Origin of the sequence: Pseudomonas benzenivorans (assembly GCF_024397895.1) — a bacterium.
Classification (GTDB): Bacteria; Pseudomonadota; Gammaproteobacteria; order Pseudomonadales; family Pseudomonadaceae; genus Aquipseudomonas; species Aquipseudomonas benzenivorans_A.
Genome location: NZ_CP073346.1, coordinates 3,787,584 through 3,802,492, shown reverse-complemented (window position 1 = coordinate 3,802,492; position 14,909 = coordinate 3,787,584). Strand labels below are relative to the sequence as shown.

Below are 14,909 nucleotides of genomic sequence, written 5' to 3'. Positions count from 1 at the left end.
TTTGAGCGCCTACCTGAGGCTCAGCACGGGACAAGCCGGTCGCTCGGGCACTGTTCGTGCACGAGCCTGGCCTGCTACTTACGGTGACCAGCATAGTGTCGTTGATGATGGTTGACAATCATCAATTATCGATTTACAAAGAACACCAGTCGCAGCGCCAACTGGCCTGCACGGCCCGCAGAACAACTCCCGGACTCAGGAGCGAACAGTGAAAATCACGCGCATCTCGATCTATAGAAAGAGCCTCAGCTACGAAAGCGGTGCTTTCGCCTGGGGACGCGGCAACGTGATCGAGTCCAGTTCCTCCACGGTGGTGGTGATCGACACCGATGCGGGTATAAGCGGCGTCGGTGAGTTCTGCCCTTGCGGCGAGAACTACATGGTGGCCCACAGCGAGGGCACGGAAGCCGCCGCACGCCTGCTGGCGCCGCGCCTGCTGGGCGAGGACCCGCGGCAGCTGGCGCGCATCGAGCGGCTGATGGACAGCGTGATTCTCGGCCATGGCTACGCCAAGGCGCCCTTCGACTCGGCGTGCTGGGACATCCTCGGCAAGGCCACCGGCCAGCCGGTGTGGATGCTGCTCGGCGGCAAGCTCACCGACGGCGCGCCCATGTACCGCTCCGCGCCCCAGGGCGCGGCGCAACAGCTGGAGGTCGAACTGGAGCGTCTGCGTGGCAACGGCTACCGCCAGTTCCAGATCAAGGTGGGCAACGACTGGAAGGCCGATGTTGAACGCATCCATGCCGTGGCGCCCTTGCTCCGCAGCAACGAAAAGGCCATCGCCGACGCCAACCAGGGCTGGTACATGGACGAGGCCATCCAGGTGGCCCGCGCGACCCGCGGCCTGGACTTCATCATCGAACAGCCCTGCCACAGCTACGAGGAATGCCTGCAGGTGCGGCGCCATTTCGACCAGCCGATGAAGCTGGACGAGTGCATTACCGACCTGCGCATGGCCGAACGGGTGGTGGCCGACCGGGCATTCGAGTACGTGTGCCTGAAGCTGTCCAAGCAGGGCGGCCTGTCCAAGGCCAAGCGCATGCGCGACTACCTGATCGACCACCGCATCAAGGTGGTCAGCGAAGACACCTGGGGCGGCGAGATCGCCACCGCGGCGGTGGCGCACTTCGCCGCCTCCACGCCGGCCGACTTCCTCCTCAACACCACCGACCTGCACAGCTACAACAACGAGCGTACCGGCTACCCGGCGCCCCGCGTGGCGGACGGCAAGCTGTATGCCAGCGACACCCCGGGTCTGGGCGTGGAGGCCGACCTCGAGTCGCTCGGCACGCCGGTCGCGGTGTACGGGCGCCCCGCATGAGCGCCAGCCCGTGGCTCGGCCACCCACGCACCCGGCGAAGGCCAAGGCCAGGATCTCCATGGATGGCCCGCCCCACTGCTAGCGCCCCATCGAACGTCAATTGCATAACCAATAAGTACAAGAGGTAATCCATGAGCACATCAGTCAAAACCCTCAGCACCCTGGCAGCCTGCATCCTCTCGGCCGGCGCACTCACGGCCCAGGCCAGTTGCGAGCTCGACGAGACGATCCAGATCGCCGACATGAGCTGGGCCTCGGCTTCGACTATTGCCCATGTGGAGTCGAAGATTCTGGAACATGGCTTCGGCTGCAAGACCGAGTTTGTCCCGGGTGAAACCGTCACCACCGCCACCACCATGGTGAAGAAGGGCCGTCCGCATATCGCCCCGGAACTGTGGAGCAGCAATGCCAAAAAACTGCTCGAGGAAGGGGAGCAGAAAGGCACCGTGAGCGTGGCCGGCAGCGTATTCGCCGACGGCGGCGTAGATGCCTGGTGGGTGCCCAAGTACGTGGTCGAGCAATACCCGGACATCAAGTCGGTGCAGGATCTGGCGCGCCACAGCGAGCTGTTCCAGGCGGCGGGCTCGGACAAGGGCCGCTTCTACAACAGCATCCCCGGCTGGTCGAGCGAAGCCCGCAGCAGCAACCTGATGCGCGCCTACGGCCTGGATGAGCAATTCGAGGTCTACTCGGCCGGCTCCGGCGCCGCCCTGGATGCGGCCATCGTGTCCAACTACAAGCGCAAGAAGCCGATCTTCTTCTTCTACTGGGCGCCCTCGGCCATCCTCGGCAAGTACGACATGGTCAAGCTGGACATGGCCCCGTTCGATGCCGCCAACGACTCCTGCAACGCCGAGCCCAGCTGTCAGACGCCATCGACCAGCGGCTTCCCGATAGTGGCGGTGAACACCGTGGTGGCGGGAAAGATCAAGCAACAGGCCCCGGCGATCTACCAGTTCCTGAGCAAGGTGCAGCTGGAGAACGACACGGTGAACAAGTTGCTCGCCTGGGGCGAGGACAACAGCGCCGATCCGGAACAGACCGCCGAACACTTCCTGAAGACCCATCAGGCCATCTGGACCACCTGGGTTCCCCAGGACGTCGCCGCCAAAGTGATTGCCCAGCTCAAGTAACTATCAGCCCCAAGGCGCGACCCTGGTCGCGCCCGATCGATGCGAGGCCCTGCCGCCATGTTTCCAGAATTCATAGACCCCAGGCATTTCAGGGGTGCTGTCGACGACTCCATCGAGCAGTTCGTCGTCAACTGGGCGACCTTCCTCGAAGAGTCGTTCTACCCGTTCCTGCAACTGCTCAACCTGTTCGAGTCGCTGCTGTTGGGCAGCCCCTGGTGGCTGATCATCGGCCTGGTTTCCGCCGCGGCCTACGCCAGTTCGCGCAAAGTCCTGCTCGCGGCGTTGATCGCCCTGGCCATGTTCGCCATCGGCTTTCTCGGGCTCTGGGAAGACGGCATGCGCACCCTGGCCTTGATGCTGGTGTGCACCCTGGTGGCCACGTTGATCGGCATCCCGATGGGCATCCTGATGTCCTGGTCCAACCGCTTCCGCGCGCTGATGCTGCCGGTGCTGGACATCATGCAGACCATGCCCAGCTTCGTTTACCTGATCCCGGCGATCATGCTGTTCGGCCCGGGCAAGATCCCCGCCGTGCTGGCCACCGTGGTCTACGCCGTACCGCCGCTGATCCGCCTGACCGACCTGGGCATTCGCCATGTCGACGGCGAGATCATCGAGGCGGCCCAGTCCTTCGGCGCCAACCGCATGCAGAAGCTGTTCTGGGTGCAGATCCCCCTGGCGCTGCCAAGCATCATGGCCGGCATCAACCAGGCCACCATGATGGCGCTGTCGATGGTGGTGATCGCCTCGATGATCGGCGCCCAGGGCCTCGGTTTCCAGGTCCTGCAGGGCATCACGCGCCTGGAAGTCGGCCGCGGCCTGCTGGCCGGCCTGGCCATCGTCCTCCTGGCCGTGGTCTTCGACCGCATCACCCAGGCCTTTGGCAAGCGCGCCCAGGCGCACCTGCACACCAACAGCTGATTGGGTACGACTATGAGCAGCAATTACAAGATCGAGATCAAGAACATCTACAAGGTGTTCGGTGCGGACCCGACAGCCGCCATCGCCAAGATCAAGGGCGGCGCCAGCAAGAGCGAGATCCTCAAGCAGACTGGCAACGTGGTCGGTCTCAACGACGTCTCGATGGCCATCGAAGCCGGGCATATCCATGTGATCATGGGCCTGTCCGGCTCCGGCAAGTCGACCCTGATCCGCCACTTCAACCGCCTGATCGAGCCGACCAGCGGGCAGGTGCTGGTCGACGGCCAGGACGTGCTGAAGTTCAGCAAGAAAGAACTCGAGCACTACCGCCGGAACAAGGTCAGCATGGTGTTCCAGCGCTTCGGCCTGTGCCCCCACGATACCGTGCTGGCCAACGCCGCCTTCGGCCTCAAGGTCCAGGGTGTGAGCCGCGCCGAACGCGAAGAGAAGGCGCGCTACTGGCTGGAGCAGGTCGGCCTGGCCGGGGTCGAGCAACACTACCCGCGCCAGCTCTCCGGCGGCATGCAGCAACGCGTCGGCCTGGCCCGGGCGCTGGTCAACGACCCGGACATCCTGCTGATGGACGAGGCCTTCAGCGCCCTCGACCCGCTGATCAAGAGCGAGATGCAGGATCAGCTGCTGCAGCTGCAGAAGAAGCTCAACAAGACCATCGTGTTCATCACCCACGACCTCGACGAGGCGCTGAAGATCGGCGACCGCATCGCCATCCTCAAGGACGGCGAGCTGATCCAGCAGGGCACTCCGTCGGACATCCTGATGCGCCCGGCCGATGCCTACGTCAAGGAGTTCATCGGCGGGGTCAATCGCTACAAGGCGATCCGCGTTAGCCACCTGCTGCGCAAACCGGCGCTGAGCATGGTCAGCGCCGGCGACAGCGCCGCGCCACAGACGCCCTCCAGCCGATGCGTGCAGCTCAATCAGTCGCTGGAACAGGTACTGCCGCTGCTGATGGAGAGCGATGACACGCTCGCGGTGCACGACGATGAAGGCACGCTGGTCGGCTACCTCGACAAACCCGACGTGATGGCCGCACTCGGCCGCTGAGCAGAGAGGCCTGGCTCGCCGATGGGCGCCAGGCCAGATCGGCAGTCACCGACAGGCAACCCCGCAAACGCATACCGCAACAAAGCAACGCCGCAACATTCGTGAGCCCGTCTACAACAACAAGAGGTGAAGCATGAATACTCGCGTGAAAAAGCTCCCGCTCCTGGTCGCTTCGTTGATCTCGGCCGGTGCGCTGAGCGCCCAGGCAGCCTGCCCGCTCGACGAAACGATCCAGATTGCCGACATGAGCTGGGCCTCGGCCTCGGCGATCGCCCATATCGAGTCGAAGATTCTCCAGCTCGGCTACGACTGCAAGACCGAACTGGTCCCCCTCGAAACCGTCACCGCCGCCACCACCATGGTCAACAAGGGCCGCCCGCACATCGCCCCCGAGGTGTGGAGCAGCAACATCGCCACGCTGCTGGAAGAAGGCGAGAAAAAGGGCACCATCAGCATCGCCGGCAAGGTCTTCGCGAGCGGTGGCCTGGATGCCTGGTGGGTGCCCAAGTACGTGGTCGAGCAGTACCCCGACATCAAGTCCGTTCAGGACATGGCCCGCTACGCGCACCTGTTCAAGAGCCAGGGTTCGGACAAGGGCCGCTTCTACAACAGCCTGCCCGGCTGGTCCAACGAAACTCGCAGTACCAACCTGTTCCGCGGTTACGGCCTGGACCAGCACTACGACATCTACTCGGCAGGCTCCGGGGCCGCGCTTGATTCGGCCATCAGCTCCAACTACAAGCGCAAGAAGCCTGTGTTCTTCTACTACTGGGCGCCGTCCGCCATTCTCGGCAAGTACGACATGGTCCAGCTGAGCATGAACGACTACGATGCGGCGAACGACGCATGCAACGCTGAGGCCAATTGCCCGACGCCCAGCGCTGGCGGTTATCCGGTGGTGGATGTCAACACGCTGGTCTCGAGCAAGCTCAAGGATGGTGCGCCGGAGCTCTACCAGTTCCTGACCAAGGTCAGCTTTGAGAATGACACGGTCAACAAGCTGCTGGCCTGGGGCGAGGACAACAAAGCCGATCCTGCAGAAGTCGCTGAACACTTCCTGAAGAATCATCAGGCCATCTGGACGACCTGGGTACCGAAGAACGTCTCCGACAAGGTGCTCGCCGGCCTGCAGTAAACGCGGAACGGCAGGCGCACCCCAGGGTGCGCCTGTCTCTTTCCTAGGCTCGGCATCGACCGCGTCCATCGACCTGCACACGCCGCCGACGTCCCCGCCATCCCTCCTCCGATTGCGCCCACGGGCAAACCGCACGCTGCGGACACATCGCCGCAAGAGCGGCGCTTTGCTCCCGCTGTCTTCTAGAGCGCCATTCCCGTCATCGGTGATTGACCACGGCTTCCACACAGCTGGGCAAAGCAACCGGCGCAACTGGCTTGCAGCCCGGTAGCCTCCTTGCCACCAACCGCCACCCAACCTGCAGATACTCTAGAGAGCCAGGCGCCGGCTATTGCGGGCCCAGGGACGCTCGCTCATCGGCAATGGGTGAGGCATCGCCGTTCGATGCGGGCTCCTGCACCAATGGGGCGCACACGCCCTCCTGGCCCATGGTCATGACCAGCGGCGAAGCGGTCGCTGCGACAGGCACACAAGGGCCCTGCTCCGCCAGCGGCACCGGGCCGCGCCGGGTCATGCGATAGAGGGCAAAGACGCCGATGGCCAAGTGCACCAAAGCCAGGTAGGCGTAGTAGCCGTCGGCACCAAACCACCCCATACAGGCAGCGGCCAGGCTCGGCCCCAGCGCGGCGCCGATACCGAAAGCCAGCACCAGGTGGCTGCTGGCCGCCACCATCTGCCTCGGTGTCAAGGCGTCATTGGTGTGGGCCACGCACAGGGAATACATGGGGAACGACAGGCCACCGAAGAGAAACGCCACCGCCAACTGGAGCGGCGCCGCGGCGTCGACAACCACCAGTGCCAGCAGCGCCATGGCCGCCGACAAGCTGGTCACTAGCACTATCACCCGACGCCGGTCGAAGGCATCCGAGAGCCGGCCGATTGGCCACTGCAGAAGTACGCTGCCGGCGTAGACCAGGCCCATGTACCGGGCGATATCGCCCAGCGCGAGGCCGATCTGCTGAGCATAGATCACACCCATACCCATGACAGCGCCAGTCGACAGGCCGGTGCCGACACAACCGAGCAGCCCCAACGGCGAGAGCCGATAGAGCGCGCGCAGGTTGAGGTGCTCGGGCGCGGCAAAGGCCGGCGCCGGACTCGCGCTGAGCAGCACTGGCAACAGCGCCAGCGAGACCAGCACGGTAATCAGGATGAACAGGTCGTAGCCTCCCGGATCGGCCAGATTGAGCAGCATCTGGCCACTGGCCATGGCCGCCATGGTGATCACTACATAGAGTGAAAGCAGGCGCCCGCGCGTGGCATTGCTGGCCACGTCGTTGAGCCAGCTCTCGGCTACGACGAACAACCCGGCGATGCAGAAGCCGCTGATCAGACGCAGGCCGCACCACAACCAGGCGTCGATGAACAGTGGGTGCAGCACCACAGCGCTCGAGGCCAACGACGCCAGCGCGGCGAATACCCGCACATGGCCGACCCGCGCGACTATCTTCGGGGTCAGGGTCGATCCGGCCAGGAAGCCGACGAAATAGATGCTCATCAAGAGCCCGGCGATCTGCGTGGAAAAACCTTCCATCGAGGCACGCAGGGCGATCAACGACCCCTGCAGACCGTTGCCCAGCATCAGCAGGCCCATGCTCAGCAGCAGCGCGCCTGCCGCGCCAACTCGCGTATTCATCGTCCCTCCGGACCGTCCGGCTCGCCGCCACACGGGATAAAAAAAGCCCTGGAATCCAGGGCTAAAAGCACCGAAGTGCCACTATGTCTTCTGTCGGCGAGCGATTCACCGCACTGCCGGCGGCTCAGCCACGCAAGGGCTTGTCGTTGGCCTGCTCCAGCAGCTTGACCGCCATCAGGTGCGGCGCCTTGCCGCCGAACTGCTCGACCGCCCGGGCGTAGACTTTCTCGACCTGCTCGCACATCGGCAGCTCGGCCGCGACCTGACCGGCCAGCTCCAGGGTCAGGCGCATGTCCTTGAGGGCCAGGCCCAGTTCGAAGGTCGGGTCGTAGTCACCATTGAGGATGCTCGGGCCGTAGCGGTCGGCAACGTAGCTGCGCCCGGTGCTGTTCTGGATGATGGCGAGCATCTTGTCCGCCGGCACGCCACCCTTGACGCCGAGCATCAGCGCCTCGGACAGGGCCACCGAGTGCAGGTAGCAGAGCACCACCTGGGCGATCTTGGCGACATAGCCGGCACCCGCCTCGCCCAGGTAATCGATACGCTTGCCGATGGCGGCAAAGATCGGCTGGCACTGCTCGAAGGTGGCCTGATCGCCACCGACCAGCACGGTCAGGGTGCCGGCGGCCGCGCCTTCGGCGCCGCCGGAGATCGGCGCATCGAGGGTGCGGATCTGCTTGGCATCGGCCAGGGTACGCACCTCGCGCCAGACCTCCAGGTTGTTGGTACTCAGCTCGATCCAGATCGCACCCTGGCGCATCAGGGCGATCAGCCCGTCCGCCCCGCTGGCAACCTGCTTGATGATGGCCGGCGATGGCAGCGAGGTCATCACCACGTCGGCTTCGCTGACGGCCGCCTGAATGCTGTCGGCCCAATGTGCGCCGGCCTGCAGCAGAGGCTCGGCCTTGCTGCGGTCGACATCATGGACATTCAGATCGAAGCCGGCCTTGACCAGATTGGCGGCCATCGGCGCGCCCATGTTACCCAGACCAATAAAAGCGATTTTCATGAAGAGCTCTCTCCCGTATCAGACGGCCGATGAGTTGGTTAACTTAGGTGCACCTATGGCGTAACAACCGCCTGCCACCACCAGCGCGGCACCGACCAGGGTCCAGGTGTCGGGGAAATCCCCGAACACCACCAGGCCGATGAGCATGGCGAAAATCAGCAGGCTGTAATTGAACGGTTGCAGGACCCCGGCCGGTGCATACTCCAGGGCTTTTACCAGTAACAGGTGAGCGAAAATCCCGCTCACCGACAACACGCCCATCAGCCCCCATTCGCCCGGGCTCGGCGGCTGCCAGGCCTGCAGACCGAATACCGTCGATACCACGGCGCCGACGGCGGCCATGTACAGCATGTTGGTGGTGAAACCATCCTCGCGGCTGACCAGGCGCGTGACCAGGTTGTAGACCGCGAAGGCCAGCGCCGCCGAGAGTGGAATCAGCGCCGCCAACTCGAACAAGCCCTGCCCCGGACGCAAAATAACCAGGGTCCCGGCGAAACCCACCGCCGCCGCCAGCCAGCGGCGCAGGCCGATAAACTCGCCCAGCACGGCCCCCGCCAACGCCATGGCCAGCAAGGGGAACACCGCGAACAAGGCATGGCTCTCGGCCAACCCCAGGTAACGCAGGCCCAGGCTGAAGATGGCGATCTCGCCGACCGACAGCAGCGAACGCAACAATTGCAGCCAGGGATGCTGCGTCCTTGCCGCCATTGCAATACCGCCGCGCAGGTGGGCATAGCCCAGGGCGAAGAGCAGAAACAGCCAGTAGCGCAGCATGATGAACTGGGCCACGGCAAACTCCTGCACCAGCACCTTGGTGATGGCGTCCTGGCTGGCGAACACCAGCATCGCCAGCAGGCAGAGGCCGATGCCGCGCCGTACCACCGCGTCATCCCCTGCGGCACCGGGTGTTGCTAGCGCTTCGCTCACTTCTCGCCACTCCCCAAGCCCTGAGTCTGACCGCAGTCCCTCGGGGCACCGAACATCGATCCGCTAAGCGAGAATTCGCGCGCTCGACCCAGCGCCGACGCGGGTTCTGGTTACTGACGCGGGTACAGCGTCTCGGTGTTCCCGTCCACCCCGACGATTTGCCCAGAGACATGCTTTGCGTAGTCGGAGCAGAGGAAGCAGATCATGTCGGCGATCTCCTCCGGGTCGACGTAGCACTGCATGGACACGCCAATACCATACAAGCGACGGACCTCCTCGGGGTCGATGCCCTCGGCCTCGGCATGGGCCTTGATCACCCGCTCCATGCGCTCGCCATTGACGTTCCCCGGGACGATGCCATTGACCCGGATATTGTCCTGGCCCAGCTCCATGGCCAGGGTCTTGGTGAACCCGGTGACCGCCCATTTCGCCGCCACATAGGGGCTGCGATTGGGGAAGCCGAGGATGCCGGCCGCCGATACCAGGTTGATGATCACGCCGTGTTGCTGCTTGCGGAAGGTCGGCACGGCACGACGCGCGCAGTAGAACTGCGAGTCGATGCACACGCTCATGCAGGCCCGCCACTCTTCGTTGGTGACATCCTCGACCGGCTTGGTCGGCCCGCCGATGCCGGCGTTGTTGACCAGGATGTCGAGACCGCCCGGGAGGATCGCATCGAACATCGCGTCGACCGCATCTGGATCGGAAACGTCGGAGACGAAGGTGGTGATGCCGTCCGGCAGCGTAGAAAGCGCCTGCTCGTCCACGTCACAGGTAAACACCTGGGCGCCGAGTTTGTGCATGGCCAGGGCGGTGGCGCGGCCCATGCCGGCGCCGCCGGCGGTGATGAAGACGCGCTTGCCTTCCAGAGAAATCTGCATATCGGGTTCCTGCTCTGGCTGGGTGCTGATCAGTACTTGTAGGACGGATCGATGCGATCGATCTGGCGCAGCAGGGCCGGCCACTCGTACTTGCCCGGAACGAAGGCGGCGTACTGCTGGGCGGCCTTCTCCCACATCTTCGGATCGGTTTCGGCCAACGGCAGGCCGGTGGCGCACACCTGCAGCATGTTGGCGCAGGCACGCACCAGGTAATGCATGTTCATGAAGGCCTCACCAGCGGTTTCACCTACCGTCAGGAAGCCGTGGTTGCGCATGATCAGGCACTTGTTGTTGCCCAGGTTGTCGGCGATGCGCAGGCTCTCGTCGGTGTCCACCGACAGGCCTTCCCAGTCGTGGTAGCCGATCTTGCCGTAGAGCATCGAGGAGTCCTGCACCAGGTGCACCACGTCGCGGATCGCGGTGGCGGCCAGGCCGGCCGGCGCATGGGAGTGGAACACGAACTTGGCGTTCGGAATGGTCAGGTGGATACCGCGATGGATGACGAAGCCGGCGGTATTCACTTCGGGCGGACCGTCCAGCACGTTGCCGTGCTCGTCGATCTTGATCAGGTTGGAGGCGGTGATCTCGGTGTTGTGCAGACCGAAATGATTCATCAGGAAGTGGTGATCGGTGCCCGGAACCCGCGCGGTGATGTGGTTCCAGACAATGTCATCGTAGCCGTAGACATTGGCCAGGCGATGCATCGCTGCCAGGTCGACTCGTACATTCCACTCGTCCTGGGTGAAGCGCGGCTTGGCCGAAGTGGCCCCTTCAAACTCTGCCATCGTTACATCCTCCGCTAGTAGTCACTGCTTATGGGTTCCGCACGCGTTCGGCGGCATGGGCAAAAACTACCATCATGGTTAATGGTTGACAATCATTTATTAACAAACGCTTGCCGCGCTGGCTCGCCGGCAGCGTCAATCACACAATGGACGGCTCTAGCGCAACGCTCTGCGCGCCGGCAATGGTCGCAAACGGGCGGCGACTTCGCGCCCTCGTCGGCAAGGGAATGGCACGGTATACCGCTTGAGCGCCCCAAGAAGCCGACGGCCAGGGCCCTGCTAGCCGAACCCTAGACTCAGTCCACCTGGGATGCCTCTTCACAGACGCCGCCGAGCAATATGATTTGCGCCGTCACACCGGGCAGCGACCGAGCAGCCGCGCCGACCTGTACCTTCACTCTCGTCCAGAAGCCGCGATCGGCGAGGGAGTCGTTACACTAATGCCCTAACACTTGGCCTGGCGCCCAGCAGAATGCTCAGGCGCTCCGCCAGCCCAGACGCAAGTCCAGACCCTGTCGCGCGGTGCGGCACAACGAGGACCGATATGAGAACCCACTCCGAGAAACCTGCTGTGCTCGAACCCAGGCTCGCGCATGAGGCCAGCCTGCTCCCCGCCGCCCATCGACTGCCGGCGGTGAGCCCATGATCGAGGTCACCGAAGTCTCCATTGCCGAACTGCGCGCCGCACTCGAATCCGGCCAGACGACGGCGGTCGAGCTGGTCCAGGCCTATCTCGACCGAATCGCTGCCTACGACGGCCCGGACACGCCCACCGCCCTAAACGCCGTCGTGGTGCCCAATCCCGAGGCACTCGAGGAGGCACAGGCTTCCGATGCGCGCCGGGCCAGAGGCGAAACCCTGGGTCCGCTCGATGGCATCCCCTATACGGCCAAGGACAGCTACCTGGTCAAGGGCCTCACGGCCGCTTCCGGCAGCCCCGCGTTCGCCAAGCTGGTTGCCTATCGCGATGCCTTCACCGTCGAACGCCTGCGCGCGGCCGGCGCGATCTGCCTGGGCAAGACCAATATGCCGCCCATGGCCAACGGCGGCATGCAGCGCGGCGTATACGGCCGGGCGGAGAGCCCGTACAACGCCGGCTACCTCACCGCCCCCTTCGCCTCGGGCTCCTCCAATGGCGCAGGCACGGCCACCGCCGCCAGTTTCGCCGCATTCGGCCTGGCCGAGGAAACCTGGTCGAGCGGCCGCGGCCCGGCCTCGAACAATGGCCTGTGCGCCTATACGCCGTCGCGCGGAGTGATCTCGGTGCGCGGCAACTGGCCGCTGACCCCGACCATGGACGTCGTAGTGCCGTTCGCCAGGACCATGGCGGACCTGCTCGAGGTGCTCGAGGTGGTGGTCGCGGAAGACCCTGACACTCGGGGCGACCTGTGGCGCATGCAGCCCTGGGTGCCCATTCCCAGCGTGGCCGAGGTGCGGCCCGCCGCCTATGCCGAGCTTGCTGCGACTTCCGAAGCACTCAAGGGCAAGCGCTTCGGCGTGCCGCGCATGTACATCAATGCCGACCCCGACGCGGGCACGGCCGAGGCACCGGGCATCGGCGGCCCGACGGGCCAGCGCATCCACACCCGCCCCTCGGTGATCGAGCTGTGGCAGGCCGCCCGTCAGGCACTCGAGGCCGCCGGCGCCGAAGTGGTCGAGGTCGATTTCCCGCTGGTCTCCAACTGCGAGGGCGATCGCCCCGGTGCGCCGACCGTGTTCAATCGCGGCCTGGTATCCAAGGAGTTCCTCCATCATGAGCTGTGGGACCTGACGGCCTGGGCCTTCGATGATTTTCTTCAGGCCAACGGCGATCCCAAGCTGAATCGCCTGGTCGACGTCGACGGACCGCAGATCTTCCCCCACGATCCGGGTACTCTGCCGAACCGCGAGGGCGACCTGGCCGCAGGCATGGACGAATACGTGCGTATGGCCGAGCGCGGCATCACCCCCTGGGACCAGATCGAAACGGTTCCTGACGGCCTGCGCGGGCTGGAGAAGACCCGCCGTATCGATCTCGAGGACTGGATGGCGCATCTGGGCCTGGATGCGGTGCTCTTCCCGACCGTCGCCGACGTCGGCCCGGCCAACGCCGATGTCGATCCCCAGTCCGCCGACATCGCCTGGAGCAACGGCGTCTGGGTCGCCAACGGCAACCTCGCCATCCGCCACCTGGGTGTGCCGACGGTCACCGTGCCGATGGGCGTCATGGCGGATATCGGCATGCCCGTCGGCCTGACCTTCGCCGGCCGGGCCTATGACGACTCGGCGCTGCTGCGCTTTGCGGCGGCATTCGAGTCGCTCGGCAGCAAACGCCTGATCCCGCCGCGCACCCCACCCTTGGCGACCGGCAAACAATAGAAAAAGGCGTGATTGGCGCTGCAAGAGCGCCAATCACATCAGGCTTGCTGACGCAGCAGGGGTCAACCTGAGCCGTGCCATTACGTCGATGCGACGCCCTGCCTCCCTCTACTCAAATGCCGCTGTTCCACTCGACCTGTGAGTGCTGCAACTCAGTCTCAGAGGACTGCAGCTCCGAATGTTGTCCGATGGCCTTATCGATTGACTTCTGACCGCTTTCGAGTTGCTGATTGAGCATATCGACCAGATCAGTGACAGCACCCTTGATCAGTTCTTGGGCCGCTACCTCGTCTTGTCGAGCAGTTTCCGAGCCGACTGTACGAAGGCGTCTCATCCAGATAGAACGGCCAAAAGCACAGTCATTTCGCCAGCCAACAATGGACGAAATCTCGTTTTTCGCTCGCGGTTGCCGAAGAAAAATTTAACCTATTGTTCAGGATGACCACTAAGGATGGTCTGAAATAGCCATGCATTTCTGGCTGACTTCAGCCTTTGCCGATTTTGAAAGCGGGCAAACGATCAAAATCGACCAGATGGCCCACTCATTTCTCCGTTCTTGGCCGTCGCGAGCATCTCGCGGCAGCCATTCTCCTCATCACAGGCGCACCTCTCCTGTGGTCGCCAGCAAATGTCGACGCGCCATCCACAGGTTCGACAGCGCGAACAGCGTTATCAGCTGCGCGGTGTTCTTGGCCAGGCCGCGGAATCGCACCTTCACGTAACCGAACTGGCGCTTGATCACCCGAAATGGGTGCTCGACCTTGGCCCGCACCTGGGCCTTGGCCTTTTCGATCTTGCGTTTGGCTGTATAGAGCGGGCTGCTCTTGCCCAGCTTCTTATAGGTGCCTCGTCGTGCCGCGACCTGCCAGATCACCTCACGGCCGGCATGCTCGGAGCGCTTCTCGACCCCGGTATAGCCGGCATCGGCGCAGATGACGTTCTCCTCGCCATGCAGCAACTTGTCGACTTGGGTCACGTCCGCCACGTTGGCTGCGGTACCGACCACGCTGTGCACCAGGCCCGATTCGTCATCGACGCCGATGTGGGCCTTCATGCCGAAGTAGTACTGGTTGCCCTTCTTGGTCTGATGCATCTCAGGGTCGCGTTTGCCGTCTTTGTTCTTGGTCGAGCTGGGCGCATCGATCAGCGTGGCATCAACGATGGTGCCCTGGCGCAGCGACAGGCCGCGGTCACCGAGATATCCGTTAATTACCGCCAGTATTCCGGCCGCCAGTTCGTGTTTTTCCAGCAGGCGCCGGAAGTTGAGGATGGTGGTTTCGTCCGGGATACGTTCCAGGCTCAGGCCAGCAAACTGGCGCAGGATAGTGGTCTCGTACAAAGCCTCTTCCATTGCCGGATCGCTATAGCCGAACCAGTTCTGCATCAGATGAATACGCAGCATCGCCAGCAGCGGATAAGCGGGCCGGCCGCCTTCACCCTTTGGGTAGTGCGGCTCGATCAGGGCAATCAACCCCTTCCACGGCACCACCTGATCCATCTCAATCAGGAACAGTTCCTTGCGGGTTTTCTTGCGCTTGCCGGCGTACTCGGCGTCGGCGAAGGTCATCTGCTTCATCGGAAAACTCGGCGGGTGGAATCCGGGTATTTTGCCAAAATCAGGAAGTCTTCTTCAGAGTTTCCCTAAGTTCTTTCTCCAATCAAGCGCTCTCTTTCCCTATCTAGGCGCAAGTCGGATATGGCAATCTACCATCGCCCAACTAGGCTAGAGCGGATGCAA

The 14,909-nt window shown here is 63.7% G+C and carries 12 protein-coding genes; 6 read left to right on the top strand and 6 right to left on the bottom strand.

The window, feature by feature from the left end; genetic code table 11:
- Positions 1 to 208: 208 nt before the first annotated feature.
- The 5 genes from KDW96_RS17815 to KDW96_RS17795 all read left to right on the top strand — a co-directional run bounded on the left by KDW96_RS17815 (position 209) and on the right by KDW96_RS17795 (position 5,575).
- Positions 209 to 1,321, top strand: coding sequence for a mandelate racemase/muconate lactonizing enzyme family protein (locus KDW96_RS17815; RefSeq protein WP_255837555.1), 1,113 nt, complete (start codon positions 209 to 211; stop codon positions 1,319 to 1,321).
- 131 nt (positions 1,322 to 1,452) lie between these two features.
- Positions 1,453 to 2,454: an ABC transporter substrate-binding protein gene (locus tag KDW96_RS17810; protein ID WP_255837554.1), complete on the top strand. Its 1,002-nt coding sequence runs from the start codon at positions 1,453 to 1,455 to the stop codon at positions 2,452 to 2,454.
- A gap of 57 nt (positions 2,455 to 2,511) precedes the next feature.
- Positions 2,512 to 3,375: an ABC transporter permease gene (locus tag KDW96_RS17805; RefSeq protein ID WP_370295165.1), complete on the top strand. Its 864-nt coding sequence runs from the start codon at positions 2,512 to 2,514 to the stop codon at positions 3,373 to 3,375.
- A 12-nt stretch (positions 3,376 to 3,387) separates the two neighbouring features.
- Positions 3,388 to 4,440: a quaternary amine ABC transporter ATP-binding protein gene (locus KDW96_RS17800; RefSeq protein WP_255837553.1), complete on the top strand. Its 1,053-nt coding sequence runs from the start codon at positions 3,388 to 3,390 to the stop codon at positions 4,438 to 4,440.
- Between the two features lie 133 nt (positions 4,441 to 4,573).
- On the top strand, positions 4,574 to 5,575 hold the full coding sequence (locus KDW96_RS17795) for an ABC transporter substrate-binding protein (RefSeq protein ID WP_255837552.1): 1,002 nt from the start codon (positions 4,574 to 4,576) through the stop codon (positions 5,573 to 5,575).
- A 328-nt stretch (positions 5,576 to 5,903) separates the two neighbouring features.
- Here KDW96_RS17795 and KDW96_RS17790 read toward each other — a convergent pair whose 3' ends face one another.
- From KDW96_RS17790 to KDW96_RS17770, 5 genes are all read right to left on the bottom strand, one after another.
- Positions 5,904 to 7,211: an MFS transporter gene (locus KDW96_RS17790; protein WP_255837551.1), complete on the bottom strand. Its 1,308-nt coding sequence runs from the start codon at positions 7,209 to 7,211 to the stop codon at positions 5,904 to 5,906.
- 124 nt (positions 7,212 to 7,335) lie between these two features.
- Positions 7,336 to 8,220: an NAD(P)-dependent oxidoreductase gene (locus KDW96_RS17785; RefSeq protein WP_255837550.1), complete on the bottom strand. Its 885-nt coding sequence runs from the start codon at positions 8,218 to 8,220 to the stop codon at positions 7,336 to 7,338.
- 18 nt (positions 8,221 to 8,238) lie between these two features.
- Positions 8,239 to 9,147: a DMT family transporter gene (locus tag KDW96_RS17780; protein ID WP_255837549.1), complete on the bottom strand. Its 909-nt coding sequence runs from the start codon at positions 9,145 to 9,147 to the stop codon at positions 8,239 to 8,241.
- A gap of 110 nt (positions 9,148 to 9,257) precedes the next feature.
- Positions 9,258 to 10,028, bottom strand: a complete 771-nt coding sequence (locus KDW96_RS17775) for an SDR family oxidoreductase (protein WP_255837548.1) — start codon at positions 10,026 to 10,028, stop codon at positions 9,258 to 9,260.
- Positions 10,029 to 10,057: 29 nt separating this feature from the next.
- A complete protein-coding gene (locus tag KDW96_RS17770) occupies positions 10,058 to 10,813 on the bottom strand; it encodes a class II aldolase/adducin family protein (protein ID WP_255837547.1) in 756 nt (251 codons plus the stop codon).
- A gap of 642 nt (positions 10,814 to 11,455) precedes the next feature.
- Between KDW96_RS17770 and KDW96_RS17765 the strand changes: the two genes are divergently transcribed.
- On the top strand, positions 11,456 to 13,171 hold the full coding sequence (locus KDW96_RS17765) for an amidase (RefSeq protein WP_255837546.1): 1,716 nt from the start codon (positions 11,456 to 11,458) through the stop codon (positions 13,169 to 13,171).
- 595 nt (positions 13,172 to 13,766) lie between these two features.
- Here KDW96_RS17765 and KDW96_RS17760 read toward each other — a convergent pair.
- On the bottom strand, positions 13,767 to 14,747 hold the full coding sequence (locus tag KDW96_RS17760) for an IS5 family transposase (protein ID WP_255837545.1): 981 nt from the start codon (positions 14,745 to 14,747) through the stop codon (positions 13,767 to 13,769).
- Positions 14,748 to 14,909 lie beyond the last annotated feature (162 nt).

Bases quoted from the DNA above. Each gene is read 5' to 3' on its own strand.
- KDW96_RS17810 (WP_255837554.1), top strand. From the start codon at position 1,453: ATGAGCACATCAGTCAAAACCCTCAGCACCCTGGCAGCCTGCATCCTC.
- KDW96_RS17805 (WP_370295165.1), top strand. From the start codon at position 2,512: ATGTTTCCAGAATTCATAGACCCCAGGCATTTCAGGGGTGCTGTCGAC.
- KDW96_RS17800 (WP_255837553.1), top strand. From the start codon at position 3,388: ATGAGCAGCAATTACAAGATCGAGATCAAGAACATCTACAAGGTGTTC.
- KDW96_RS17795 (WP_255837552.1), top strand. From the start codon at position 4,574: ATGAATACTCGCGTGAAAAAGCTCCCGCTCCTGGTCGCTTCGTTGATC.
- KDW96_RS17790 (WP_255837551.1), bottom strand. From the start codon at position 7,211: ATGAATACGCGAGTTGGCGCGGCAGGCGCGCTGCTGCTGAGCATGGGC.
- KDW96_RS17785 (WP_255837550.1), bottom strand. From the start codon at position 8,220: ATGAAAATCGCTTTTATTGGTCTGGGTAACATGGGCGCGCCGATGGCC.
- KDW96_RS17775 (WP_255837548.1), bottom strand. From the start codon at position 10,028: ATGCAGATTTCTCTGGAAGGCAAGCGCGTCTTCATCACCGCCGGCGGC.
- KDW96_RS17770 (WP_255837547.1), bottom strand. From the start codon at position 10,813: ATGGCAGAGTTTGAAGGGGCCACTTCGGCCAAGCCGCGCTTCACCCAG.
- KDW96_RS17765 (WP_255837546.1), top strand. From the start codon at position 11,456: ATGATCGAGGTCACCGAAGTCTCCATTGCCGAACTGCGCGCCGCACTC.
- KDW96_RS17760 (WP_255837545.1), bottom strand. From the start codon at position 14,747: ATGAAGCAGATGACCTTCGCCGACGCCGAGTACGCCGGCAAGCGCAAG.